This is a genomic window from Neptuniibacter sp. QD29_5, assembly GCF_047778125.1.
GTDB lineage: Bacteria > Pseudomonadota > Gammaproteobacteria > Pseudomonadales > Balneatricaceae > Neptuniibacter.
In genome coordinates, this window is record NZ_CP180556.1 from 3,145,214 (window position 1) to 3,168,465 (window position 23,252).

26 protein-coding genes are annotated in these 23,252 nt (G+C 46.6%); 17 read left to right on the top strand and 9 right to left on the bottom strand.

The window, feature by feature from the left end; translation table 11 throughout:
- Positions 1-110: 110 nt before the first annotated feature.
- On the bottom strand, positions 111-893 hold the full coding sequence (locus ACMXYR_RS14975) for a thermonuclease family protein (RefSeq protein WP_415882627.1): 783 nt from the start codon (positions 891-893) through the stop codon (positions 111-113).
- A 12-nt stretch (positions 894-905) separates the two neighbouring features.
- Positions 906-1,121 carry a 50S ribosomal protein L31 gene (gene rpmE, locus ACMXYR_RS14980; RefSeq protein WP_415884686.1) on the bottom strand — a complete coding sequence of 72 codons (216 nt, stop codon included), beginning with the start codon at positions 1,119-1,121 and terminating at the stop codon, positions 906-908.
- 166 nt (positions 1,122-1,287) lie between these two features.
- Between rpmE and ACMXYR_RS14985 the strand changes: the two genes are divergently transcribed.
- The 8 genes from ACMXYR_RS14985 (at position 1,288) to ACMXYR_RS15020 (ending at position 9,970) form a co-directional block, all read left to right on the top strand.
- Complete coding sequence (locus ACMXYR_RS14985; RefSeq protein WP_415882628.1) at positions 1,288-3,483, top strand: primosomal protein N'; 2,196 nt, start codon at positions 1,288-1,290, stop codon at positions 3,481-3,483.
- A 132-nt stretch (positions 3,484-3,615) separates the two neighbouring features.
- Positions 3,616-5,301, top strand: a complete 1,686-nt coding sequence (argS, locus tag ACMXYR_RS14990) for an arginine--tRNA ligase (RefSeq protein WP_415882629.1) — start codon at positions 3,616-3,618, stop codon at positions 5,299-5,301.
- Between the two features lie 4 nt (positions 5,302-5,305).
- Positions 5,306-5,953: an SPOR domain-containing protein gene (locus ACMXYR_RS14995; protein WP_415902203.1), complete on the top strand. Its 648-nt coding sequence runs from the start codon at positions 5,306-5,308 to the stop codon at positions 5,951-5,953.
- Positions 5,954-6,114: 161 nt separating this feature from the next.
- Positions 6,115-6,645: an ATP-dependent protease subunit HslV gene (gene hslV / locus ACMXYR_RS15000; protein ID WP_415882631.1), complete on the top strand. Its 531-nt coding sequence runs from the start codon at positions 6,115-6,117 to the stop codon at positions 6,643-6,645.
- A 20-nt stretch (positions 6,646-6,665) separates the two neighbouring features.
- Positions 6,666-7,997, top strand: a complete 1,332-nt coding sequence (gene hslU / locus ACMXYR_RS15005; RefSeq protein ID WP_415882632.1) for an ATP-dependent protease ATPase subunit HslU — start codon at positions 6,666-6,668, stop codon at positions 7,995-7,997.
- Positions 7,998-8,026: 29 nt separating this feature from the next.
- Entirely contained in the window at positions 8,027-8,407 is a 381-nt protein-coding gene (locus tag ACMXYR_RS15010; protein ID WP_415902204.1) for a gamma-butyrobetaine hydroxylase-like domain-containing protein, read from the top strand.
- Positions 8,408-8,569: 162 nt separating this feature from the next.
- Positions 8,570-9,328, top strand: coding sequence for a bifunctional demethylmenaquinone methyltransferase/2-methoxy-6-polyprenyl-1,4-benzoquinol methylase UbiE (gene ubiE, locus ACMXYR_RS15015; RefSeq protein WP_415902205.1), 759 nt, complete (start codon positions 8,570-8,572; stop codon positions 9,326-9,328).
- A gap of 21 nt (positions 9,329-9,349) precedes the next feature.
- Positions 9,350-9,970, top strand: a complete 621-nt coding sequence (locus tag ACMXYR_RS15020) for an SCP2 domain-containing protein (RefSeq protein WP_415902206.1) — start codon at positions 9,350-9,352, stop codon at positions 9,968-9,970.
- A 30-nt stretch (positions 9,971-10,000) separates the two neighbouring features.
- On the opposite strand, the gene ACMXYR_RS15025 is transcribed toward ACMXYR_RS15020, so the two are convergent.
- From ACMXYR_RS15025 to ACMXYR_RS15040, 4 genes are read right to left on the bottom strand one after another with little or no spacing between them, the layout of a single operon-like run.
- The gene (locus ACMXYR_RS15025) at positions 10,001-10,420 is read right to left on the bottom strand and encodes a CopD family protein (RefSeq protein ID WP_415882636.1); all 420 of its coding nucleotides are present in this window, start codon (positions 10,418-10,420) and stop codon (positions 10,001-10,003) included.
- 9 nt (positions 10,421-10,429) lie between these two features.
- Positions 10,430-11,215: a DUF2927 domain-containing protein gene (locus tag ACMXYR_RS15030; RefSeq protein ID WP_415902207.1), complete on the bottom strand. Its 786-nt coding sequence runs from the start codon at positions 11,213-11,215 to the stop codon at positions 10,430-10,432.
- A 3-nt stretch (positions 11,216-11,218) separates the two neighbouring features.
- Positions 11,219-11,881, bottom strand: a complete 663-nt coding sequence (locus ACMXYR_RS15035) for a fumarylacetoacetate hydrolase family protein (protein WP_415902208.1) — start codon at positions 11,879-11,881, stop codon at positions 11,219-11,221.
- Between the two features lie 31 nt (positions 11,882-11,912).
- Positions 11,913-13,118 carry an MFS transporter gene (locus ACMXYR_RS15040; RefSeq protein ID WP_415902209.1) on the bottom strand — a complete coding sequence of 402 codons (1,206 nt, stop codon included), beginning with the start codon at positions 13,116-13,118 and terminating at the stop codon, positions 11,913-11,915.
- A 91-nt stretch (positions 13,119-13,209) separates the two neighbouring features.
- Between ACMXYR_RS15040 and ACMXYR_RS15045 the strand changes: the two genes are divergently transcribed.
- The 3 genes from ACMXYR_RS15045 to serA all read left to right on the top strand — a co-directional run bounded on the left by ACMXYR_RS15045 (position 13,210) and on the right by serA (position 15,893).
- A complete protein-coding gene (locus ACMXYR_RS15045; RefSeq protein WP_415903661.1) occupies positions 13,210-14,094 on the top strand; it encodes a LysR family transcriptional regulator in 885 nt (294 codons plus the stop codon).
- A 57-nt stretch (positions 14,095-14,151) separates the two neighbouring features.
- The gene (locus tag ACMXYR_RS15050) at positions 14,152-14,433 is read left to right on the top strand and encodes a pyrimidine/purine nucleoside phosphorylase (protein ID WP_415882641.1); all 282 of its coding nucleotides are present in this window, start codon (positions 14,152-14,154) and stop codon (positions 14,431-14,433) included.
- Positions 14,434-14,660: 227 nt separating this feature from the next.
- Positions 14,661-15,893 (top strand): phosphoglycerate dehydrogenase, encoded by a 1,233-nt coding sequence (serA, locus tag ACMXYR_RS15055; protein WP_415895297.1) that lies wholly within the window; start codon positions 14,661-14,663, stop codon positions 15,891-15,893.
- A gap of 30 nt (positions 15,894-15,923) precedes the next feature.
- Here the strand turns inward: serA and ACMXYR_RS15060 are convergent, their stop codons facing one another.
- A complete protein-coding gene (locus ACMXYR_RS15060) occupies positions 15,924-16,901 on the bottom strand; it encodes an alpha/beta hydrolase (RefSeq protein WP_415902211.1) in 978 nt (325 codons plus the stop codon).
- Between the two features lie 264 nt (positions 16,902-17,165).
- Here ACMXYR_RS15060 and ACMXYR_RS15065 point away from each other — a divergent pair, with 264 nt between their 5' ends.
- Together ACMXYR_RS15065 and ACMXYR_RS15070 are read left to right on the top strand one after the other, a co-directional pair.
- Positions 17,166-19,343, top strand: a complete 2,178-nt coding sequence (locus ACMXYR_RS15065) for a malate synthase G (RefSeq protein ID WP_415902213.1) — start codon at positions 17,166-17,168, stop codon at positions 19,341-19,343.
- Between the two features lie 122 nt (positions 19,344-19,465).
- Positions 19,466-20,296 (top strand): NAD-dependent protein deacetylase, encoded by an 831-nt coding sequence (locus ACMXYR_RS15070; RefSeq protein WP_415902214.1) that lies wholly within the window; start codon positions 19,466-19,468, stop codon positions 20,294-20,296.
- Here the strand turns inward: ACMXYR_RS15070 and ACMXYR_RS15075 are convergent.
- Positions 20,293-20,487 (bottom strand): (2Fe-2S)-binding protein, encoded by a 195-nt coding sequence (locus ACMXYR_RS15075; protein ID WP_415902215.1) that lies wholly within the window; start codon positions 20,485-20,487, stop codon positions 20,293-20,295. The genes ACMXYR_RS15070 and ACMXYR_RS15075 overlap by 4 nt on opposite strands.
- 361 nt (positions 20,488-20,848) lie before the next feature.
- Between ACMXYR_RS15075 and bfr (ACMXYR_RS15080) the strand changes: the two genes are divergently transcribed.
- From bfr (ACMXYR_RS15080) to ACMXYR_RS15095, 4 genes are all read left to right on the top strand, one after another.
- Positions 20,849-21,313 (top strand): bacterioferritin, encoded by a 465-nt coding sequence (gene bfr, locus ACMXYR_RS15080; protein WP_415902216.1) that lies wholly within the window; start codon positions 20,849-20,851, stop codon positions 21,311-21,313.
- Positions 21,314-21,325: 12 nt separating this feature from the next.
- The gene (gene bfr, locus ACMXYR_RS15085; protein ID WP_415882657.1) at positions 21,326-21,796 is read left to right on the top strand and encodes a bacterioferritin; all 471 of its coding nucleotides are present in this window, start codon (positions 21,326-21,328) and stop codon (positions 21,794-21,796) included.
- Positions 21,797-21,923: 127 nt separating this feature from the next.
- Entirely contained in the window at positions 21,924-22,205 is a 282-nt protein-coding gene (locus ACMXYR_RS15090) for a peptidylprolyl isomerase (protein WP_415902218.1), read from the top strand.
- Between the two features lie 85 nt (positions 22,206-22,290).
- A complete protein-coding gene (locus tag ACMXYR_RS15095) occupies positions 22,291-22,563 on the top strand; it encodes a hypothetical protein (protein WP_415902219.1) in 273 nt (90 codons plus the stop codon).
- 30 nt (positions 22,564-22,593) lie between these two features.
- On the opposite strand, the gene ACMXYR_RS15100 is transcribed toward ACMXYR_RS15095, so the two are convergent.
- Positions 22,594-23,208, bottom strand: a complete 615-nt coding sequence (locus ACMXYR_RS15100) for a flavin reductase family protein (RefSeq protein ID WP_415902221.1) — start codon at positions 23,206-23,208, stop codon at positions 22,594-22,596.
- Between the last annotated feature and the right edge of the window lie 44 nt (positions 23,209-23,252).

Below are 23,252 nucleotides of genomic sequence, written 5' to 3' on the forward strand. Positions count from 1 at the left end.
ACAGATTTGTCGAACAACTATTCCGCACCTGCAACAGGCTTTTTTTCTTTAGGTTAAACCTAAAGTACTAAAAAAACCTGCAAGAAGTCGCATAAAGATAGGAATATTGTTTAATGATCTATATGTGCAGAGTGGCTAATAGTCATCAACCAAGGTTGGTAGTGTGCAGGTGCGTTATGACTTTTTGGCTTAATCCAGCCCCTTACTGTAAGGGCTTTACCCTCAAAATCTTCAATTTTTGCCTTGCCCCCTAGCTGCTCTGCAACAATAGGGCTAAATTTTACGGCTAACTCGTCACCAATCTCTAAAATCCAACCAGAACGGATCTTTTTAACCGCTGCCACTTTACCCTTTAAGATTCTAAAGCCTGATTCACGATTTTTTAGCGAAGCCACATCTCGAATCGGAGTTTGATTCCACAACCCAAGCTTGGCATCTACCGCACGTAGTTCTGCAGATTTAAGGCAATCAAGGTAAGCAAGATTTGGCGGTACCGCTATATGGTAGGCCAAACCGTTCTCAAGCAGAGATTCTCCAGCATGCTGGCCATCAGCATAAAGATGAGCCAACCAACGCTTGTAGCGATCTTTTGGCTCTTTACCGACCACTAACGCTAGATCAGCACCTTTTAACAAGGTTTTCAGATGAGTGGTTGCTTGATCAGCATAAGCTTCAGCAGGTTTGTCTTCCTTGGCAGTTTCTGGGGTATTAAGACCGATAAGACGAACACGACGACCATCGGTCAGTTTTACTGTATCGCCATCATAGATATGCGCAACGCTTACCGTTTCAGCATGATGAGGTTGTTCACACTGAGCTGCGGTAACAGCAGCACTGTAACCAGAAACAAAAAAGGCGCACCACAATGGGAGCGCCTTTTTCAAAATTCTCATAAGTGACATCACTTATTTTTTCATGCCGCGGCCGCCAAAACGCTTGTTGAAGCGATCGATACGACCACCAGAAGTAGCTTCTTTCTGCTTACCAGTGTAGAACGGGTGGCAAGAAGAGCAAACGTCCAAGTGGATGTCTTTGCCCAGAGTGGACTTAGTTTTAACAACGTTACCGCAAGAACAAGTAGCGTTAATTTCTGCGTATTCCGGGTGGATACCAGCTTTCATGATAAACCTCATTAGATTCATGCCGCCACCTGATCTTCTGCCAGGCACCGCATTGATTTAAACTACCAGCAAAATAACTGGTACGTTAAGTAGGCGGCGAATTATACGCATCGATATAATGCTGCGCAACTTAAAACCGTTTAAAAAGTGAGCAATTTAAGCATATATGAGCATTTTACGGCTTGCCATTCCTAGCCCCCTACGCAGACTGTTCGATTACCACTGCCCGGAAGGGATCGATCCCCTTTCATTAAAGCCCGGTATTCGCGTTCTAGCCCCGTTTGGGAACAGAGAAGTCATTGGTATTTTAGTCGAGGTGGCGCAAAGCAGTGAGTTTGATCATAACAAGCTTAAAAGTGCCTCACAGATCTTAGATGACACACCGCCTCTGCCTGCTCACCTGTTTAAACTGGCACGTTGGTCTGCAAGCTATTATCAACACCCCGAGGGCGATGCCCTACAACAAGCACTACCGGTTTTACTGCGTAAAGGTCAAGCCTGCGAATATCAGCACGAAACTTTATGGCGCGCCACCGAAGGCGCTTGCTTAAGTACTATCAAGAGCAACGCTAAACGCCAATTGGAGGCATTGCAGCTATTACTCGATCATCCCCAAGGAATCAGCGGCGATGCTTTCCGTGCAGAAGGCGGGCAGTCCGCCACCCTTAAAACCTTACAAGAGAAGCAGCTCGCCGAATCATTTAAGCGCGAACATAAACAACACACAGGTCCGATTCTGCATGAGTCACCTCTTCCTTTAAATGAAGAGCAAGATAATTGCGTAAAGCAGATCGCTCAATTTGATGGTTTTAATGCCTGTCTATTAGAAGGTGTCACTGGCTCAGGTAAAACCGAGGTTTACCTGCAAGCGATCGAAAAGATAATTAATGAAGACAAACAAGCCTTAGTACTCGTACCCGAAATTGGCCTGACACCGCAAACCGTAGCGCGCTTTCAGCAACGCTTTAGCGTACCTATTGTTGCCCTGCACTCCAATTTAACCGATCGCCAACGCTTGGATGCATGGTTACAAGCGCGCGAAGGCATTGCGAGGATAATTATTGGTACCCGTTCGGCTATTTTTACGCCGATGAAAGCGCCCGGCATCATTATTATTGATGAAGAGCATGATGCTTCGTTTAAGCAACAAGACGGCTTCCGCTACTCCGCTCGCGATCTGGCGGTCGTTCGTGCCCGTTCGGAAGAGATCCCTATTGTTTTAGGCAGTGCCACACCCTCTTTAGAGACGCTACAGAATGCGATCGAAGACCGCTATCACTGGCTCAAGTTGACTCAACGCGCGGGTAACTCATCTCCTCCTGAATTCAGGTTGTTGGATATCCGGCAGGAGAACTTATCAGATGGCCTGTCGCCGCAATTGATACTGAATATAAAGAAGCACCTAGAAAGCGGCACTCAGGTTTTGGTGTTTTTGAATCGCCGTGGATTCTCGCCGACGTTAACCTGTCACGATTGCGGCTGGATAGCAGACTGCACCCGCTGTGATGCCCATATGACGTTGCATCAACGTCCTGCGCATCTGCACTGTCACCACTGTGACAAACAAGCCGCTATTCCGCATCGCTGCCCTGAATGTAATAGCGATCAACTGCAGCCGGTTGGCGTAGGAACTGAGCGCAGCGAGCAAGCACTGCAGAAGCTTTTCCCGAACTTCCCGGTGATTCGTGTCGACCGCGACAGTACCCAGCGAAAGAACGCGATGCAGGAGATCATGAATCAGGTAAACAGTGGCGCCCCCTGCATTTTGGTCGGCACGCAGATGCTCGCCAAAGGGCACCATTTCCCACGGGTTACGCTGGTCGCAATCATTAATGCCGATAGCGGCTTATTTAGCGCTGATTTCCGCGGTATGGAGCGTACAGCACAGTTAATACTGCAAGTTGCTGGACGCGCAGGCCGTGCAGACCATGCGGGTACAGTCATGATGCAAACCTACCACGCAGATCACCCAACCCTGCAAACACTGGTTCAGCATGGTTACAGCGCATTCGCGCAAGAGGAGCTGCATAACCGTAAAATGGCGCAACTACCGCCGTTTACGCACTACGCATTGCTTCGCGCAGAAACCACACAAAATGGTCGAGCCGAATCATTTTTGAGTGCGATTAGACAGCAGTTGGAAGATGACATGCTGCTACCACAAGATGCCCATTGGATCGGACCTTTCCCTGCACCTATGGAAAAACGTGCGGGTATGCATCGAGCACAGCTGATGATCTATGCGCAAAATCGTAAAGCGCTTCATCAGTTATTAGCCAACCTGTGTTGGTATCTGGAGCAAAATAAAGAGTCTCGAAAAGTACGCTGGTCTATAGATGTCGATCCAGCGGATACTTTTTAAGCAGATCTCGCCTTTCAGCTCTTAACATAGGCAGATTTTACAGGGATAATACGCGGTTCTTCTGAAGCCCCATCCGATCAAATTGATCGACCTTGGGCTCACCGACTTACTTCAAACGGTATTTGTACGCTAATGAAAGAGATAATTGCAGAGCTGATTGACTCCGCCCTGAAGACACTGATTGAAAATGGCACTTTGCCTGCCGACGTAGAACCTAAAATCATGGTGGAAAACACCCGTGATAAATCTCATGGTGACTACGCTTCTAACATCGCTCTGACATTAGCTAAACCAGCTCGCTGCAACCCTCGCCAACTGGCTGAGAAATTGGTTGACGCACTACCAGCATCAGACAACCTAAAACGCACAGAGATTGCGGGCCCAGGCTTCATCAACTTCTTTATCAGTGGTGCGTCTACTAGCTCTCTGTTGAAAAACATTCTGGAGCAGAAGAACAACTACGGCCGTAACAATAACGGCGAAGGTAAAAAAGTTCAGGTTGAGTTTGTATCGGCAAACCCGACTGGTCCTCTGCACATCGGTCACGGTCGTGGCGCAGCAGTAGGTGACTGCCTATGCCGCATCATGGAAGCGAACGGTTGGGATGTGACACGTGAGTTTTACTACAACGATGCTGGTCAACAGATCAACAACCTAGCGCTGTCGGTACAAGCACGCTGCAAAAACCTAACACCAGATGATCCAAGCTGGCCTGAAGATGGTTACCGCGGTGACTACATTATCGACCTAGCGAACAGCTACATGGCTGGCGATACGGTTGAATCTGAAGACCAGTCTTTCACTGGCGCTAAAGATGCAGATGATCTGGAATCTATCCGCCACTTCGCTGTTGCTTACCTACGTCGCGAACAGGATCTAGACCTTAAAGCGTTTGCAGTAGATTTTGATGTCTACTTCCTAGAGTCTTCTCTATACGCAGAAGGCAAAGTAGAAGCTGCCGTTCAAACGCTGATCGAAAACGATTTCACATACGAAGATGGCGGCGCACTTTGGTTACGCACAACGGACTTTGGCGATGACAAAGACCGTGTAATGCGCAAGAAAGATGGCGGTTACACTTACTTCGTACCCGACGTGGCTTACCACCTTGATAAGTGGCAGCGCGGTTTCGACACGGTTATCAACGAACAAGGTGCCGACCACCACAGCACGATCACACGTGTACGTGCAGGTCTTCAAGCACTTAAAGCAGACATCCCTCAGGGCTGGCCTGACTATGTACTTCACCAGATGGTTACCGTTATGCGCGGTGGTGAAGAGGTTAAGATCTCCAAGCGTGCAGGTAGCTACGTAACCCTACGCGACCTAATCGACGAAGTAGGCCGTGATGCAACACGTTACTTCCTAGCAGCACGTAAGTCTGACAGCCATCTAACCTTTGATATCGACTTGGCGCGTTCTCAGTCTGCTGATAACCCTGTTTACTATATCCAGTACGCTCACGCGCGTGTTTGCTCTATCTTCCGCAAACTAAGCGAAGGCAACTTGGAGTGGAACGAAGCTGAAGGCATCGCTGCACTAGATAAGCTAGAGCTAGAATCTGAAAAGAACCTAGTGATCAATCTGGGCAAATACCCAGAAGTGGTTAAGAATGCAGCCAATGCACGTGAGCCACACCAGATCGCTAACTACCTGAAAGATCTAGCGGCAGAGTTCCACACTTACTACAACTCAGAGAAGACTCTAGTAGAAGATGCGGATGTACGTAACGCGCGTCTAACACTGGCTGTAGCAGTACGTCACGTACTAGCAAACGGTTTGGATCTACTAGGCGTATCTGCACCGGAGCAAATGTAAGTAGATGGCATCTCGTAAGGATTACGCCAAAACCAAGCGTGGTAAAGCTTCAGCTAGCCGCGCTAAGCCTGCCCCAAAGAGAGCCCCTGCTAAGCAGAAAAAGCGCTTTCCTACTGGGCTACTGGCGTTAACCTTATTGCTGCTGGGCGGCCTTGGTTACGGTTTATATAACCTAACTAAGGTTGATCCTGGCGAAGCCAGCACGCCACTGGCCAACAGCAAGCCTAAGCCTTCTCAGACGACTGAAAAGCCGAAACCAGCTCCATCAAAGCCAGTTAAAAGTCAGGCACCGGTGGTTGAGAAGTCGACAGCGTCAACTGATAAGAGCCGTTTCGAATTTTACGAAATGCTTAAAGAGAGCGAAGTTGAAGCACCTAAGGATGTGTATAAATCCACGCCGAAAGATGCCAAAACTCAGCATAAGTATCTGTTACAAGCCGGCTCATTTAAGGCCAAAGCCGATGCCGAGAGAATGCGCGCTCAGTTGATACTACTTGGACTGCCAAACGTCCACACCAATATCAGCACCAGTAAAGACGGCACCCAATGGTATCGGGTGCGTGTCGGCCCATTCGATAACCGCTCGCGCTTATCTAAAGCCTACGACAAATTGGTTCAGCAAAATATCCAGCCTTTGCGAATCAAACAGTAAAAGCTAAAAGCCCATCCTTAAGTCGATGGGCTTTTTGTTTTTACAGCCTTGAAATTCATCTCTTAGTCACCATCTTTCTTTAAACCTATAAAGAAACAGTGCAATACGCTTCATCGATTTATAGCGCACTGTTTAAGATTCACTCCCATTAGGAGCAGATAATGACAACGATAGTATCCGTACGTCGTGGCGATAAAGTAGTTGTAGGCGGTGATGGCCAAGTATCGCTAGGCAACACTGTAATGAAAGGCACTGCACGTAAAGTTCGCCTTCTGCCTAAGCACGATGTAATTACCGGTTTTGCCGGCAGTACCGCTGACGCAATTACCCTACTTGATCTTTTTGAAGCTCAGCTAGAGAAACACCAAGGCAACATTTTCAATGCCGTTGTAAGCCTAGCGAAAGAGTGGCGCGGTGACCGTGTGCTGCGCAAACTTGAAGCACTTATGCTGGTTGCTAACAAAGAAAAAACGTACCTAATCTCGGGTAGCGGCGACATTATTGAACCAGAAGATGGCGTTATCGCTATTGGTTCTGGCGGCAACTTCGCTTTGGCTGCTGCACGCGCCCTAACCGACAATACTGAGCTTTCTGCTAAAGATATTGTTGAGAAGAGCCTACATATCGCTGCTGGTATCTGTGTATTTACCAACGGCAACCTGACTATCGAAGAACTTGATTCAGTTCAGTAATCCAGCCACAGGAGCTAAAAATGTCTAACATGACACCACGTGAAATTGTATCCGAGCTGGATCGTCACATTATCGGCCAAGACGAAGCAAAACGCGCAGTAGCTATCGCACTTCGTAACCGCTGGCGTCGTATGCAACTTGATGATGAGATGCGTACTGAAGTAACCCCTAAAAACATCCTGATGATCGGTCCTACTGGTGTAGGTAAAACTGAGATCGCACGTCGTCTAGCAAAACTAGCTAACGCACCGTTCATCAAAGTTGAAGCGACTAAATTTACCGAAGTCGGTTATGTTGGTCGTGACGTAGAAACCATCATCCGTGACTTGGTTGATATGTCGATCAAGATGCTGCGTGAGCAGGAGATGGATAAAGTACGCTTCCAAGCTGAAGAAGCAGCAGAAGAGCGTATTCTTGATGCCCTATTACCACCAGCACGTCCTGCAAACTTTGGCGAAGAACCTACTCGCGAAGACAGCGCTACGCGTCAGGTATTCCGTAAGAAACTACGTGAAGGCCAATTAGACGATAAAGAGATCGACATCGAAGTGGCTCAGCCACAGATGGGTGTTGAGATCATGGCGCCTCCGGGCATGGAAGAGATGACTAACCAACTGCAAAGCATGTTCTCTGGCATGGGCGGTGGTAAGAAGCAATCTCGCCGTTTGAAGATCAAAGATGCCTTTAAAGCCCTAACTGATGAAGAAGCAGCTAACCTTGTTAAAGAAGATGAGCTGAAACAATCTGCAGTTGAGCTAGTTGAACAGCACGGTATCGTCTTCCTAGATGAGATCGATAAAGTCTGCAAAGGCGGCTCTAACAGCAGCGGTGACGTATCTCGTGAAGGTGTACAGCGTGACCTACTGCCGCTAATCGAAGGCTGCACAGTCAGCACCAAATACGGCATGATCAAAACAGACCACATTCTGTTTATCGCATCCGGTGCATTCCACTTGGCTAAGCCATCTGACTTGATCCCAGAGCTGCAAGGTCGTCTGCCTATCCGTGTTGAGCTAAACGCTCTAACACCAGAAGACTTCCGCCGTATTCTGAAAGAGCCAAATGCGTCGCTGACTGATCAGTACACAGCGCTACTTGGCACTGAAGGCGTGAGTGTTGAGTTTACTGATGAAGGTATTCATCGTGTCGCTGAACTGGCATTTGAAGTAAACGAAAGCACAGAAAACATCGGTGCACGTCGTCTACACACAATGATGGAACGTCTACTAGAAGAGCTTTCTTTTGCTGCATCAGACTGCTCTGGTCAGACTATCAAAGTAGACAAAGCTTTTGTTGATCAGCAGCTTAGCGAGCTAAGCAAAGACGAAGACCTAAGCCACTATATCCTGTAATTTGGATCCTTTAATTAGGGAGTTAGATGATGTCTAAAGCACCATTACCGACTCAGATTAAGCTGCACAAGAAATCTCGCACGCTGGAATTAAGCTATGAGGATAAAACCTTTGAGCTAAGTGCCGAGTACCTACGCGTGCACTCCCCATCTGCTGAAGTACGCGGCCATGGTATCGGCAATGGCGTGCTGCAAACAGGTAAAAAGCATGTGGGCATTAAAGAGCTGATCCCTAGCGGCAATTACGCTCTAAAGATTGTGTTTGATGATGGTCATGACAGCGGCATCTATACGTGGGACTGCTTACATGACCTTGCCTACAATTACGATCAGTATTGGCAAGAGTATCTTCAGAAACTAGCTGATGCTGGCGAATCACGCGATGGCGGCATGATCGCTATCGGCCGATAAGCTTTCCACATCGTTAATAAACACTTAAAAGGGCTATTCATTAATAGCCCTTTTTTATTTCTACGTCAGTTCTACCTAAAATAATCCCTTTTCAATCGCAGACAATTTCAGCAGATAAGGTTAAAATCCCCCTCTAATCTAAGATTTTCAGGACATCCGGATATGGCAGATCAACACAACGACAACACCACTCACTTTGGCTATGAAAACGTCAAAAAAGAGGAAAAAGTACAGCGTGTTGCTGATGTCTTCCACAGTGTTGCTGGCAAATACGATCTGATGAACGATCTAATGTCCGGTGGCGTTCACCGTCTTTGGAAACGCATCACGATTGAACAAAGTGGCGTTCGTACAGGTAACACGATACTAGATATCGCTGGTGGCACCGGCGATCTAACCATGCGTTTCTCTCGCCTTGTAGGTCCTACCGGTAAAGTTGTTCTTGCTGACATCAACGACTCTATGTTGAAAGTTGGCCGTGACAAGCTAATGGATAAAGGCGTAACAGGTAACGTTGAATTTGTTCAAGCAAACGCTGAAGCCCTGCCATTCCCTGATAACACCTTCGATGTGATCACAATCGCATTTGGCCTGCGTAACGTAACCGATAAAGATGCAGCGCTACGCTCTATGGCACGTGTACTTAAGCCAGGCGGTAAATTGATGGTATTGGAGTTCTCTAAAACAGATAACCCACTGCTAACTAAAGCGTACGATTTTTACTCGTTCAATATCCTACCGCACATGGGTTCTGCAATTGCAGGCGATGCTGATAGCTACCGCTACTTGGCTGAGTCGATCCGCATGCACCCTGATCAGGAAACACTGAAAGGCATGATGCAGAATGCGGGTCTGACAAACTGCCGCTACCAGAATATGACTGGCGGTATCGTAGCACTACATACTGGTATCAAGCCTTAATCGCTTTTTAGGATCTAACCCATGCTCGAGATGCTTCAAGCTACCCTATTCACGACTGCAGAAACGGTATGCAACCAACTGCTCAAACGTGACCCGGTTACCCTGCAACATCTTGAGCGCCTCACTGGCAAAGTGATTGCGATCGAGTGCACTTCACCTGCACTAAACCTATACCTACTGCCTAATGCCGATGGCCTTCAGATCCAATCGGTTTACAACGATGAACCGACCACCACGCTTCGTGGTAACGCCGCCGATTTTATCACTCTGCTAACCAGCAAAGATAAGTCTGATGCGATGTTTGGTAAGACGGTTCAGGTCAGCGGTGACAGCGCTTTAGCTACCCGCTTCCAGCAGATTCTGAGCGATGCTCAAATAGATTGGGAAGCGATGCTAGGTGATGTAATTGGCGATTTGCCTGCACACCAAGTAGCTCTGTACACAGCTTGGAAAGCTCAGTGGTATAAAAACAGCGCTTCTAGCTTTATCCACAACTTGGATGAGTTTGTAAAAGAGGAAGTAAGGTTTATCCCTACACGTCCTGAGATGGACCTTTTCACCAATGAAGTTGAACAACTTCAAGAGAGAGCTGAGCGACTCGCCGCTCGCGTTGAACAAACGCTGGCAAAGCACAAAGCTTAAGTTACCAACATCTGTTCCATTCGTTCTGAATTAGAACGGTTTTACGACAACAAAGATCAAAATCGGAATAAAGATCAGTAACGGTAGCTCGTTAAACAGACGGAAATAACGACCACTGCGGTCTAAAGTTCCTGCTCTCATTTTGTTTAAGTACGCTTTACACCAGAAGTGATAGCCGATCAGCAAGCCGACAAACGTCAGTTTTGCATGCATCCAGCCACCGCCAATACCGTAACCAAACATCAGCCATAAACCTAGGCCTAAAGTAAATATCGCCATAATGCTCATAAAGCCATAAAGCTTACCGGCCATGATCTCTAATCGAGCAACATCCTGTCCTGCTTCACGCCCTTCAACGTAATGAACAAAGATACGTGGAAGGTAGAAGATACCTGCCATCCAACTGGTCATCGCAAGAATATGAAAGACTTTTATCCACAAAAATGACATACAAATTCCTTAATAACCGAGCAGCGGATAGAGTTCTCCGCGCTTAACAATTTTATGAGCTGATTGAATCGTACCGTCACTCTGCCATTCTGAGATAACTTTCTTCAACAGAGGTAAAGCTTGCTCTTCAGTCATACCCGGTTTAAGAACCGGCTGATAGAGCAGCTTGAGCAAAAGGTAATCTAAACCGGACAGCAGTGTCTCTGGAGTACGATCATTAAAGATAGAGGGAAAAACCTTGTCCGAATCGTTTGGCAAGCCCATCACCTGTGTGATCTCTTCGACAATGCAGGTAACTAATTTGCCATGCATCCTTGCCTGATCAACTGGAATAATCACCGCCGCCTGATCGATCTCATGACGGCCATTCACTCGGAAGTTAGCCATGCAAACCGCGCCATGGACGATCTTTTCCGCACGCTTACCAAAGAGTTCACTCACCTGACGTTTCCACAAAGACTGCTTAGTGAAAACCATAATCAGGTTAGCGTCCTGTTTACGACTTACGGTCTTAATCGATAAACCGGTGATCTCAGACAGGTGCTTGAGGTGCATATTTACCAAACTGGTGTGTACCTCAGCGTCAGGCACTTGGTGATCCAACCACACCCGTATTGGTTTATTCCAGCGTCTAACCATACGCCCTTGAAGACTGTATTCATTGCGCAGCGCCACCTCTTTAAAAGCCTGCAGAATAAATTCAGGCTGCTGCCAGCGAACCGCAGGATCGACTGCCGCCGCAGGTAAGGTATATAGCATACTAAATAACGCAAGAAACAGAACGAAGCTTTTCACTTATTACACGGCTTCTGTTGTAACGGAAAGAAGACCTGTCAGCTCTACCTGCAGTTTATCTCCAGGTACTACTGGGCCGACCCCCGCAGGTGTGCCGGTTAACACTACATCACCCGGTTCTAGGGTAAAGAACTCACTGGCATGACTAAGTAGCGGCAACACTTGATTCAACATAGCTGCACTGTTTCCCTGCTGACGGATCTCACCGTTCACGGTCAGCTTGATCTCTACATCTTGCAGATCGGCAACTGCGCTTGGAGCAACAAAAGGAGAGAGAGGGCACGAACCATCAAACGCTTTCGCTTTCTCCCAAGGATGGCCTTTCTCTTTTAGCTTTCCTTGAAGATCACGCAAAGTTAGATCTAAACCTAAGCCCACGCCGCTAATTGCCGCTTTCGCTTCCTCTTCAGAAGCATTGCTCAGTTTAGAACCAATAAGAATCGCCATCTCCGTTTCAAAATGAACAGAACCATGCCCTTGCGGCACAGTAAACGGTTGAGTCATATCAACCACACTCGTAGCGGGTTTGATAAACAACATAGGCTCGGTAGGTATTGGATTATTCAGCTCTGCAGCATGATCGGCATAGTTACGACCGACACAAATCACTTTACCTGTTGGCAGGTTTACCAAATCTCCGTCGACATTACTGTGTTGATAGCTCATAGGTACTCCTTTAATTATCGTGGGGTGAAGTTTACCCCCCTGCCGCACAGCGCTCCAGTTTTACGCTGGTTTTATAGTAGAGCATTAAACTGGATAGCAAAGTAATCAGCAGAATAACCAACGATCCAAAGACCACTCCATCCCAGCCCCACGAGTGCCAAAACGGATCTAAATAGAAACCACCGCTACTAGCCCCCAGATAGTAGAACACCAGATAAATAGACGATGCTGTCGCTCTAGCGTGCAGCGCAGTATGGCTAACCCAACTACTTGCACAGGAATGAGCTAAAAAGAAACCAAAGGCGCTGACCAAGAAGCCTAAAATGATCGCCCATAAACTGCCCTGCAGAGTCAGCAGCGTACCGGCCATCAAGACAATGATCCCCATAGCCATGACTAACGGCTGCGGTATATTTTTGGCAATACGCCCGGAGAACGCAGCTCCCACCGTACCGCTCAGGTACGTCAGGAATAGTAAGCCAAGCACACCCGCCGATAGGTAATAGGGCTCATCGGCCAACAAAAATGTCGCATAGCTGTATTGGTTGATAAAGATAAAGAAATTTAGTCCACCAACAATATAAGCGAGTAACAACAGAGGGTTGGAAAGATGCTGATAGGCATCTTTCATCATCTGTGTTGGCACGATCTTTCTTGCGCTGAAATTCTCTGATGGCGGTAACAACCAGACAAACAAACATAGACATAAGAAGCTAATAAAAGTCATCAAGGCGAATGCTTCCTGCCAGCCAAACAGTTCACCGGCAAAGCCACCAATAAGACGCCCACCAATGCCCCCTAAAGTGTTACCGCTGATATACAAACCGACTGCGGCAATTAACCCTTTCTTTGTGAACTCATCGCCCATATAAGCGATCGCGATAGCCGGCAAACCTGCTAAGCAAATACCTTGCAATGCTCGCCAGAACAGCAACCACGTAAAGTCAGATACCTGTGACAATACAAAACTACAAAGCACTGCCCCGCACATAGTCATAAGCATCAAACGCGTGCGCCCAAGGGCATCAGATAGGGGGCCAAACACCAACAGAGACAAACCTAAGGTCAAAGTAGTCACCATTAAGCTCCAACTGGCTAATAGTGGGCTAATCTCAAACTCCTCAGCCAACATCGGTAGCAAAGGGTGCGTGATGTAGAGATTGGCAAACACCATAAAAGAGCCTATGCATAAGGCCATAGTTGCGCGCCAAAATTGACTTGTACCTGCTTCGATCATGTTCCACCTCTCATTCGTGGTGGAAGACTAGCAATCGCAAAGCCATCATAAAAATATATACTTCTTATAGCCTTCATAAGAAAATATGATGATGGATATAAAACACCTACGCTATTTCAAAACCGTTGCCGATCTAAACAGCTTCACTAAAGCCGCTGAAAAGCTACACATTGCACAGCCTGCGATGAGTATGGCGATCAGAAAGCTAGAAGAAGAGTTAGATCTAAAACTTCTACATCGATACGATCGTAAAATCAGCCTGACTGATGAAGGTGAACACCTTTATCGCCACGCCAATAAGATATTGCAGGCTACCGAAGATGCCATTTTGGAGATGCAAGAGCTGAAAGGCTTACTCAAAGGCGAAGTGCGCGTAGGCATTCCAAGCATGCTTGGCTCTTATTATTTCCCGCCTATTTTGATGGCGTTTCGGCATCGTTATCCACAACTGACATTAACCGTTATTGATGGCGGCGCTGGCAAACTGCAACGACTTTTAGAGCAAGGGGAACTCGATCTAGCAGTTATCGTAGATAAATCTATCCCCAGTAAGAACCTAGAATCCAAAGTCTTTCTGCAAGAGCAGATGATGGTAATCTCTCCGCTCGACCACCCCTTTGCCAGTTTAGAAAGCGTTGAATATTCGCAACTATTTGCGGAGGAACTGGTGATGTTTAATACCGGATTTTTCCACCGCAATGTAGTCGATGATCTGGCGGCACAGGCGGGTATCACGCCCAAGATCAGTTTCGAGACTAACCTGATCCCTCTGATTAAATCGATTGTAAAACAGGGCTATGCCATCTCAACTCTGATGGCGATGGTGATCGAAGATGAACCTGGATTAGTGGCGCGCCCTTTCACAAAACCGGTCTGGCTGGACCTTTCAATCGCGTGGCGTAAAGATGGCTATCTATCTCAGGCCAATCAAACCTTTGTCGATTTTGTTTTGGAAAACAGTCCGATTAAATCCTGAAATTTGCAGCGATTAGCATTTAATTTTATGATTCGCGCAAATTTTAGGAGATCAAACATGCTGAACGTAAACGAATACTTTGACGGCAAAGTAAAATCTATCGGCTTCGAAAACAGCGAAGGTAAAGTAACTTCTGGCGTAATGGCACCAGGCGAATACGAATTCGGCACAAGCGAAGACGAACTAATGAAAGTAGTTAGCGGCGAGCTGATCGTTAAACTACCTGGCAGCGAAGAGTTCCAGTCTTTCCCAACAGGCACTGAATTTAAAGTTGCAGCGAACCAGAGCTTCCAGCTTAAAGTTGAGCAAGCAACTGCTTACCTTTGCTTCTACGGCTAAGGAAAAGCAAGGCTTCTATAATCTCAATATAGAAGCCTTTTCCCTCCAAACATCCCCTTTATACAATCCATCTCATCTCAAGATGAATATTTTTCCGCCAATCTGAGCTTATCATTCATCCTTTTCAACTTTGGCTGTGCTAATATTCGCGCTTAATTTTAAAGCGTTTAAACCTGTGGCCCTCCTAGATACTAGAAAAAGCCACGCAAATTAAAGAGCTGCACACCATGAGCCAAACAACCTCTCTCGATAAAAGCAAAATCAAAATTTTGCTTCTGGAAGGCGTACACCAATCTGCGGTGGACACTTTTAATCAGAATGGTTACACCAACATCGAATTCTTAACTGGTTCTCTACCAGAAGAAGAGTTGATTGAGCGTGTTAAGGACGTTCACTTCATCGGTATCCGTTCCCGTACTCAGCTAACTGAAGAAGTATTTGAAGCTGCTGAAAAATTGGTAGCTGTTGGTTGCTTCTGTATCGGTACTAACCAGGTAAATCTGGAAGCCGCTACGATGCGTGGTGTTGCGGTATTTAACGCACCTTTCTCTAACACTCGTTCTGTAGCAGAGCTAGTGATCGCTGAAGCAATTCTTCTGCTTCGCGGTGTTGCAGAGAAAAACGCTAAAGCTCACCGTGGTGAGTGGCAGAAGTCTGCTAAAAACTCTTACGAAATCCGTGGCAAGAAGCTAGGTATCGTAGGTTATGGTAGCATCGGTTCTCAGCTAAGCGTTATTGCTGAAGCGATGGGTATGGACGTTTACTTCTACGATGTAGTCACTAAGCTTCCGCTAGGTAACGCAACTCAAGTTGGCTCTATGAAAGAGCTTCTAAACATGAGTGACATCGTTTCTCTACACGTACCAGAAACACCAGCTACTAAAGATATGATGGGCGAAGCTCAGTTCGCTGAGATGAAACAAGGCTCTATCTTCCTGAACGCTGCTCGCGGTACTGTTGTTGTAATCGATGAGCTATGTAAAGCACTAGATTCTGGTCGTCTACTAGGCGCGGCTATCGACGTGTTCCCTGTTGAGCCACGTACTAACAATGACGAATTCATCTCACCACTACGTGAGTACGACAATGTAATCCTAACTCCACACGTAGGTGGTTCTACGATGGAAGCTCAGGAAAACATCGGTTACGAAGTAGCTGAGAAGTTGATCAAGTACAGTGATAACGGTTCTTCTATCACGTCTGTTAACTTCCCAGAAGTAGCTCTACCAGAGCACCCACACGTTCACCGTCTACTTCACGTACACAACAACGTGCCTGGCATTATGTCTGCTATCAACACTGTATTCTCTGAAAACAGCGTTAACATCAGCGGTCAGTACCTACAGACTAACGAGAAAGTTGGTTATGTAGTGGTAGACGTTGATGCAGATTGCTCTTCTGTAGCACTAGAAAACTTGAAGCAGATCGAAGGCACAATCCGCTGCCGTCGTTTGTTCTAAGTTGATCTGATTTGATCAAAACGGGCAGCCCTAGGGCTGCCCGTTTTCGTTTTCCCAGCGTTTAAATATCGAATCAATCTGATTGAACACCTGATCCCGGTATTGCGGTGTTTCGTTCACCAGATGATGTTTCGCCTCATCAATCAACGTTAACTCCATCTCGGGATAAAGCCTGCCCAATACAGCCATATTGTGCTGCCAATCGACCGTACTATCGAGGGTTCCCTGAATCATATGGATGCGCCCTGACACAGGCAGATGCGCTTCTATCCAATCCCCCCACGCCAACATAGCACCTACCCAACTCACAGGGATTTCGCGGTGCTGCAAACAATCCCCTTCCCGTAGAAAGCGAATAAAATCATCGTCATGAGAGTTTTGGCTATAACGTCTTGGTACCCGGCGTAATACGTATTTCAGCCAGCGAAATTTGCGCTGTATGCTGCGCCATAGACTTGGTCTTACTAAGGGTGCCAACAACACTCGCTCACCCAATGAAGGCATGGTTTGATCGGTAAACAACAGCTGATGCGCCATCACCACCGCCCCACCTGTGCTCTGACCAACTAAATGAACGGGGTAAGATAGCTCCTGATCTAATTTCGCAAGAAGCTCCGCTAGCTGAGTCGCATAGTGCTGAAAATCATCCACTGCCAGCGGATCGCCATCGGATAAACCATGACCACTCAAATCGTAACAGAGCAGATCAAAGCCGCTTTTTATGAGGTCATCAATCAGGTGCTGATATAAGCCAACATGATCCATATAACCATGCACTAACACAACCGTGCCGCGGTTACGGGAACGGTCTAAAACCGAGAAGGATTGCAGGGTCACAGAGACCTCATCGAGCGCTATACGACCAATCCGATAATTGGATTTTTCAGCGATATCCAACAAGCCATAACAGGCTAAATACGTGCGAACACTTTCGCTCGGTATCCCAAAACCCGTTTCAATATAAGGCCTTAGCCCTTTCACGAGGAGATCACGATCAAATAAGGTCATAGACACCACCTTAGGGACATTCCCACACAACTTAGATGATCATTTCATACTTAACCTTAGCTAATACCGCAGCCATTCGCTCAATTTATACCGAATATAAGGCCCATTTATCATACTTTTGGGTCGACTTAGGCGACAATAAGACACCATTGCGCTACTGTGCGATGCACAAATTTAGCTGCAAATTAATCGACAGCGATCATTCACTCAGCTACCGGTAGCCTCGCACCGGAGCTGGCAGAATATTTACTGGGGCAATTCATTATGAGTCAAAGAGTACAGAGTGGCGGTCTTCAGGTTGCACAGGCTCTATACGATTTCGTTAACAACGAAGCACTGCCAGGCACTGGCGTAACTAGCGAACAGTTCTGGGCTGGCTTTGATGCCATCGTTCACGACCTGGCGCCAAAGAACCGTGACCTACTAGCTAAGCGTGATGCTATCCAAGAGCAGATCGATGCATGGCACCGTGAGCGTCAAGGTCAGGCTTTCGATCTAGAAGCATACAAAGGCTTCCTATCTGAGATCGGTTACCTATTGCCAGAAGGCGAAGATTTCGAAGCGACTACTTCAAACGTTGACCCAGAAATGGCGACAATGGCTGGTCCTCAGCTAGTAGTACCTGTAATGAATGCTCGTTTCGCACTTAACGCAGCTAACGCACGTTGGGGCAGCCTATACGACGCGCTTTACGGTACTGACGCAGTATCTGAAGAAGGCGGCGCTGAGAAGTCTGCTTCTTACAATCCAGCTCGTGGCGCTAAAGTTATCGAAGCTGCACGTACTTTCCTAGACACAGCGGCTCCACTAGCGGCAGGTTCTCACAAAGATTCTGCAGGCTACAGCATCCAAGACAACAAACTTGTTGTTGTAATGCGCGATGGCAGCGAAACTACGCTAGCACAAGCAGAAAAGTTGATCGGTTACACTGGTGAAACAGCTGCTCCGACTTCTATCCTATTCAAAAACAACGGTCTGCACTTCGAAGTACAGATCGACCGTGAAAGCCAGATCGGTAAAGACGATGCTGCAGGCATCAAAGATATCGTGATGGAAGCTGCTCTAACAGCGATCATGGACTGTGAAGACTCTGTTGCTGCTGTAGACGGCGCTGACAAAGTTGTTGTTTACCGTAACTGGTTGGGTCTGATGAAAGGCGACCTAACAGAAGAAGTTACTAAAGGCGGCAAGACTTTCACTCGTTCTATCAACGCTGACCGTGAGTTCACTGCACTAGACGGTTCTAACCTTGCACTTAAAGGCCGTAGCTTGATGTTCGTACGTAACGTTGGTCACCTAATGACTAACGAAGCTGTACTAGACAAAGATGGCAACGAAGTTCCTGAAGGCATCATGGACGGTGTTGTAACTACCCTTATCTCTATGCACGATATGCAAGGTAAAGGTAAATTCAGCAACACAACTACAGGTTCTACATACATCGTAAAACCTAAGATGCACGGTCCAGAAGAAGTTTCTTTCGCTAACGAACTATTCGCTCGTATCGAAGACATGCTTGGCCTAGAACGCTTCACTATGAAGATGGGCATCATGGATGAAGAACGCCGTACAACAGTTAACCTGAAAGAGTGTATCCGCGCTGCTAAAGAGCGTGTTGTATTCATCAACACAGGTTTCCTAGACCGTACAGGTGACGAGATCCATACATCTATGGAAGCTGGCCCAATGATCCGCAAAGGCGACATGAAAGCTGCTGCATGGATCGGTGCTTACGAGAACTGGAACGTAGACAACGGTCTTCTATGTGGCCTACAGGGTCGCGCTCAGATCGGTAAAGGTATGTGGCCAATCCCTGATCAGATGGCTAACATGCTTGAAGCTAAGATCGGCCACCCAATGTCTGGTGCTAACACTGCATGGGTTCCATCTCCAACAGCCGCTGTTCTTCACGCGACTCACTACCACCAGGTAGACGTATTCGCACGTCAGGACGAGTTGAAAGTACGCGATCGCGCGAACCTAGACGACATCCTAACTGTACCAGTTGAAGCTAACCCAAGCTGGACTGCTGAAGAGATCCAAGAAGAGCTAGACAACAACGCACAGGGCATCCTAGGTTACGTTGTTCGCTGGATCGACCAAGGTGTTGGTTGTTCTAAAGTGCCTGACATCAACGATGTTGGCCTAATGGAAGACCGTGCAACACTACGTATCTCTAGCCAGCACATCGCTAACTGGTTGCGCCACGGTATCTGTTCTGAAGAGCAGGTAATGGAAACGCTTAAGCGCATGGCTGCAGTAGTAGATCGTCAGAACGAAAACGATCCTCTATACCGCCCAATGGCTGGCAACTTCGAAGACAGCGTTGCATTCGCAGCAGCGTGCGAACTAGTAATCGAAGGCTGCGTACAGCCAAACGGTTACACTGAGCCAGTTCTGCACCGTCGTCGTATCGAAGCTAAAGCTAAATTTGGCGCATAATCTGCCAAATTAAAAAGCTTTAAAACTAAAAAGCCGTGCTGAAAAGCGCGGCTTTTTTGTTTAAGTCGCCTCACCTTAAAATGGGTTACACTGATAGCATTCTTTGCCTTTGTGAATAACCTATGTCAGAAGCTCAGCAACTTGCCGAATTTATTCGCTCTTACCCCAACCTTGTTGTCCTAACGGGGGCTGGTGTAAGTACAGATTCGGGCATTCCCGCCTACCGAGATGCCAAAGGTAACTGGCAGCACTCTGCCCCGACCCAGCATAAAGAGTATATGGAGAGCCACTACGCCCGTCAGCGCTACTGGGCACGCAGTTTGATCGGTTGGCCTGCCATAAGGGATGCCAAGCCGAGCGCGGCTCACACAGCGCTCTCTGAGCTAGAAACCATGGGATTTATTCGTTTACTGATCACACAGAATGTCGACCGCTTACACCAGAAGTCCGGCAGCCAAGCCGTTATCGATCTTCATGGTCGATCTGATCGAGTCAGCTGCATGAGTTGTGCACAGAATTACGATCGTAAAGATATCCACAGGCATACTGAAGCGATCAACCCCCATTTCGAGATCCCTGAAGCTCCCGTTCGTCCCGATGGTGATGCCGATCTAGAAACCCATCTATTTGAAGATTTCTCTGTACCTGAGTGCCAAGCGTGTGGCGGAATTTTAAAACCGGATGTTGTCTATTTTGGTGATAACGTCCCGAAAGAACGTGTGTTTAGTGCCTTGGATGCACTAGAAGATGCCGATGGCTTACTAAGTGTTGGTAGTTCTTTGATGGTCTATTCAGGCTATCGATTCTGCAAACGAGCCCATGAATGGGGAAAGCCGATCTGTTCTTTAACGATTGGGGTAACGAGAGCAGATCCACTTCTGGATCTAAAGCTGGACGCTCCGATTGCAGAGACGCTGACCGAAGCGGTAGAGATACTAAAGCGAGAAAGTTAAGCAGGAACTGCCAGATCGAAATCCATGTCGTCTAGGTGTTCTTTTATTACCTTACGTGCCATGCACACACACTTACCGCACTGACTACCAACGGCAAGCTCTTTGTTTAGATCACGCACACTTCGCGCGCCTTGATCTACGGCATCACGAACATCACTACAGGTAATATTTTCACAAATACAAACGAACATTGAAACAATAACCAATCTCAATTAAATCGGGTAATGATAATAGTTATCAAATAAGCAATTTTCAATACATTTAACGAGAATCTTGTTGAAAATTATTCTCATTGAATTGCAATTATTGAATGCTCTTCATAACTCGCCAACTAATTGATTTACTTATTAAATTTATTTTCAAAAATCACACAATAAAAAACTGGTTATTTATTATACAGAATGGCAATGAGAATCTAACGCATTAATCTTTGCAACTTATTGTTTTGTAAGGATTTTTTTGATTTAAGTCATTTTGTAAACTAGACTCTTGATCACTTTGAAATTGCTAACCCACACATAGCTGGGCGGTTATTACTAAAGGAGATCCCCCATGCAAGGCGACAAACAAGTCATTAGTCACCTGAACAAGGTCCTGACAAGTGAGCTCACTTCAATCAACCAGTTTTTTCTTCACGCACGTATGTACAAGAACTGGGGCCTAGATGAACTAAACGGGAAAGCTTATAAAAAGTCCATCAAAGATATGAAACAGGCAGACGATCTAATCGAGCGAATTCTGTTTTTGGAAGGGCTACCCAACCTGCAACAGTTAGGTCGACTACGCATCGGCGAGCATACTGAAGAGATGCTGCAATGTGATATGGATTTCCAATTGGAGCAACTGACAATTTTGCGTGAAGCGATCGCTTACTGCGAAACGGCGCAAGACTACGTCAGCCGTGATCTGCTGGAAGATATTCTGGAATACGAAGAAGAACACGTAGACTGGATCGAAACTCAGCAATTCTTAATCAGTAATGCAGGTATCGAAAACTACCTGCAATCTCAGATTTAACGGGAGAAGACAATGAAAGGCAATCAAAGAGTCATTGACGCACTAAACGGCCTGTTAGCGATGGAACTAGCAGCAATGGATCAATACTTCATTCACTCCCGTATGTATGATGATTGGGGCTTACATAAGCTGTACGAGCGTATCGATCATGAGTTTGATGATGAGAAAGGCCACGCTGCAGCATTGATTGAGCGTATGCTGTTCTTAGAAGGTACGCCAGACATGACCACCCGTGATGGTTTTAAAGTCGGTACTGACGTTCCTTCAATGCTTGAGTCAGATCTTCGCGTTGAATATGAAGTAGATAAGAAGCTTAAAGACGCGATCAAAGTCTGCGAAGAAGAGCAGGACTATGTCAGCCGTGAAATTCTCGAGAAACTTCTAGAAGACACCGAGGAAGATCATGCTTACTGGCTGGAGAAACAGCTAGGTTTGATCAAAAAGATCGGCCTACCAAACTATCTTCAGTCTCAGATGGGCTAATAAGCTTATCCACTAAAATCTTTCAAAGGCGCTGTTTATCAGCGCCTTTTCTTAGCCTACGATCAGCAGCCTGCAGTCCTACCCTTTTTACGGTAAAATTAGCCTATAAATTTTAGGAGAGCAGAACATGGCTAACCGCGCTTGCGCCCGACACATATTGGTTAAAACCCGCGACCAAGCGGAAAGGCTGAAAATGCGCCTTAAGTTAGGCAATGACTTTGGCAAGCTCGCCAAAAAATACTCCCTATGCCCATCGGGTAAACGCCAAGGTGATCTCGGTGAATTTCGTCGCGGCGATATGGTAAAACCGTTTGATGACGTCGTATTCAAAAAACCACTACATGAAGTACATGGCCCAATAAAGACTAAATTTGGCTGGCACCTTATCGAAACCATTTACCGTAAATAAATTAGGGTTAATTTCTAACACGTAAGACTATGTTAAGGTTCGGTCAGTATGATTAAGTTTTTATCTACTACTAACCATAAGCGCCATGCCTAAACTGATTAAAGACTTTCCTGATTACCAATTTATTTATTACTGGTATGAAAAAGGCACTGGTAAACTTAGCCCTTACCTACCAACCCTGACACATGCCGAAGAGTGGATTGAACAACACCGTTCAACTCAGTTTAATGGCGTTGACCGTCGCAGAAGTGAACAGTCTTCCATCTATCAACGCCGTGCATCGGACCGTATCTTGCGTGTTGATGTCGATATTTCGGTACAAAAGATTGCTGATCTCAAACAATCTTTTGCAGCCTAAGGTTCTTAAATAAAACTTAAGGTATACGATTTACGCAGGTCTAGGCACAGTCACCACATCGCCGAAGGTTTGGTAATCCGAGCCACCCAGACGTGCCAATGGATCCACTAACGCTGCATCAATTTTAGGTCGGCCCTGTTGATCCATTTCTACAACCGCGTCATCCAACCATATTTTCTCTATACGGCCAAAGATCAGTCGCTGTGGAGCATTACCAATCTCCTGTTGCTGATATAGAGAACAGGACATAGCGATTTTAGGACCTAGGATTCTGGGTAGACCAAAATCCTCAACCTCTACTGTTTCCAGATCGCATAGCTCGATTTCTGATTCTCCCCTAGGCAGCGTCACGGAACTATGGGTCACCTTAGTCGCAAGATCTGAACCTTCGATATGAATCACGAACTTTTCAGTATCTGCAATATTCGCGTAAGTATCTTTTGGCGAACCATCAGGCTTTGAACCAATCGATAGCATGATCAATGGTGGATCACTACACACCGCTGAAAAGTACGAAAAAGGCGCGAGATTGAGCGCACCTTGTTGATTAGAAGAGAGTACCCATGCCACAGGGCGAGGTACCACAACTTGCGTCAGCGCATGATAGACATCTGACTTTTCCATATTATCTAGTTCTAAAAGCATATCCTTACCTGCAATAAAAAAGCCGCTTTCTGTTACCAGAAGCG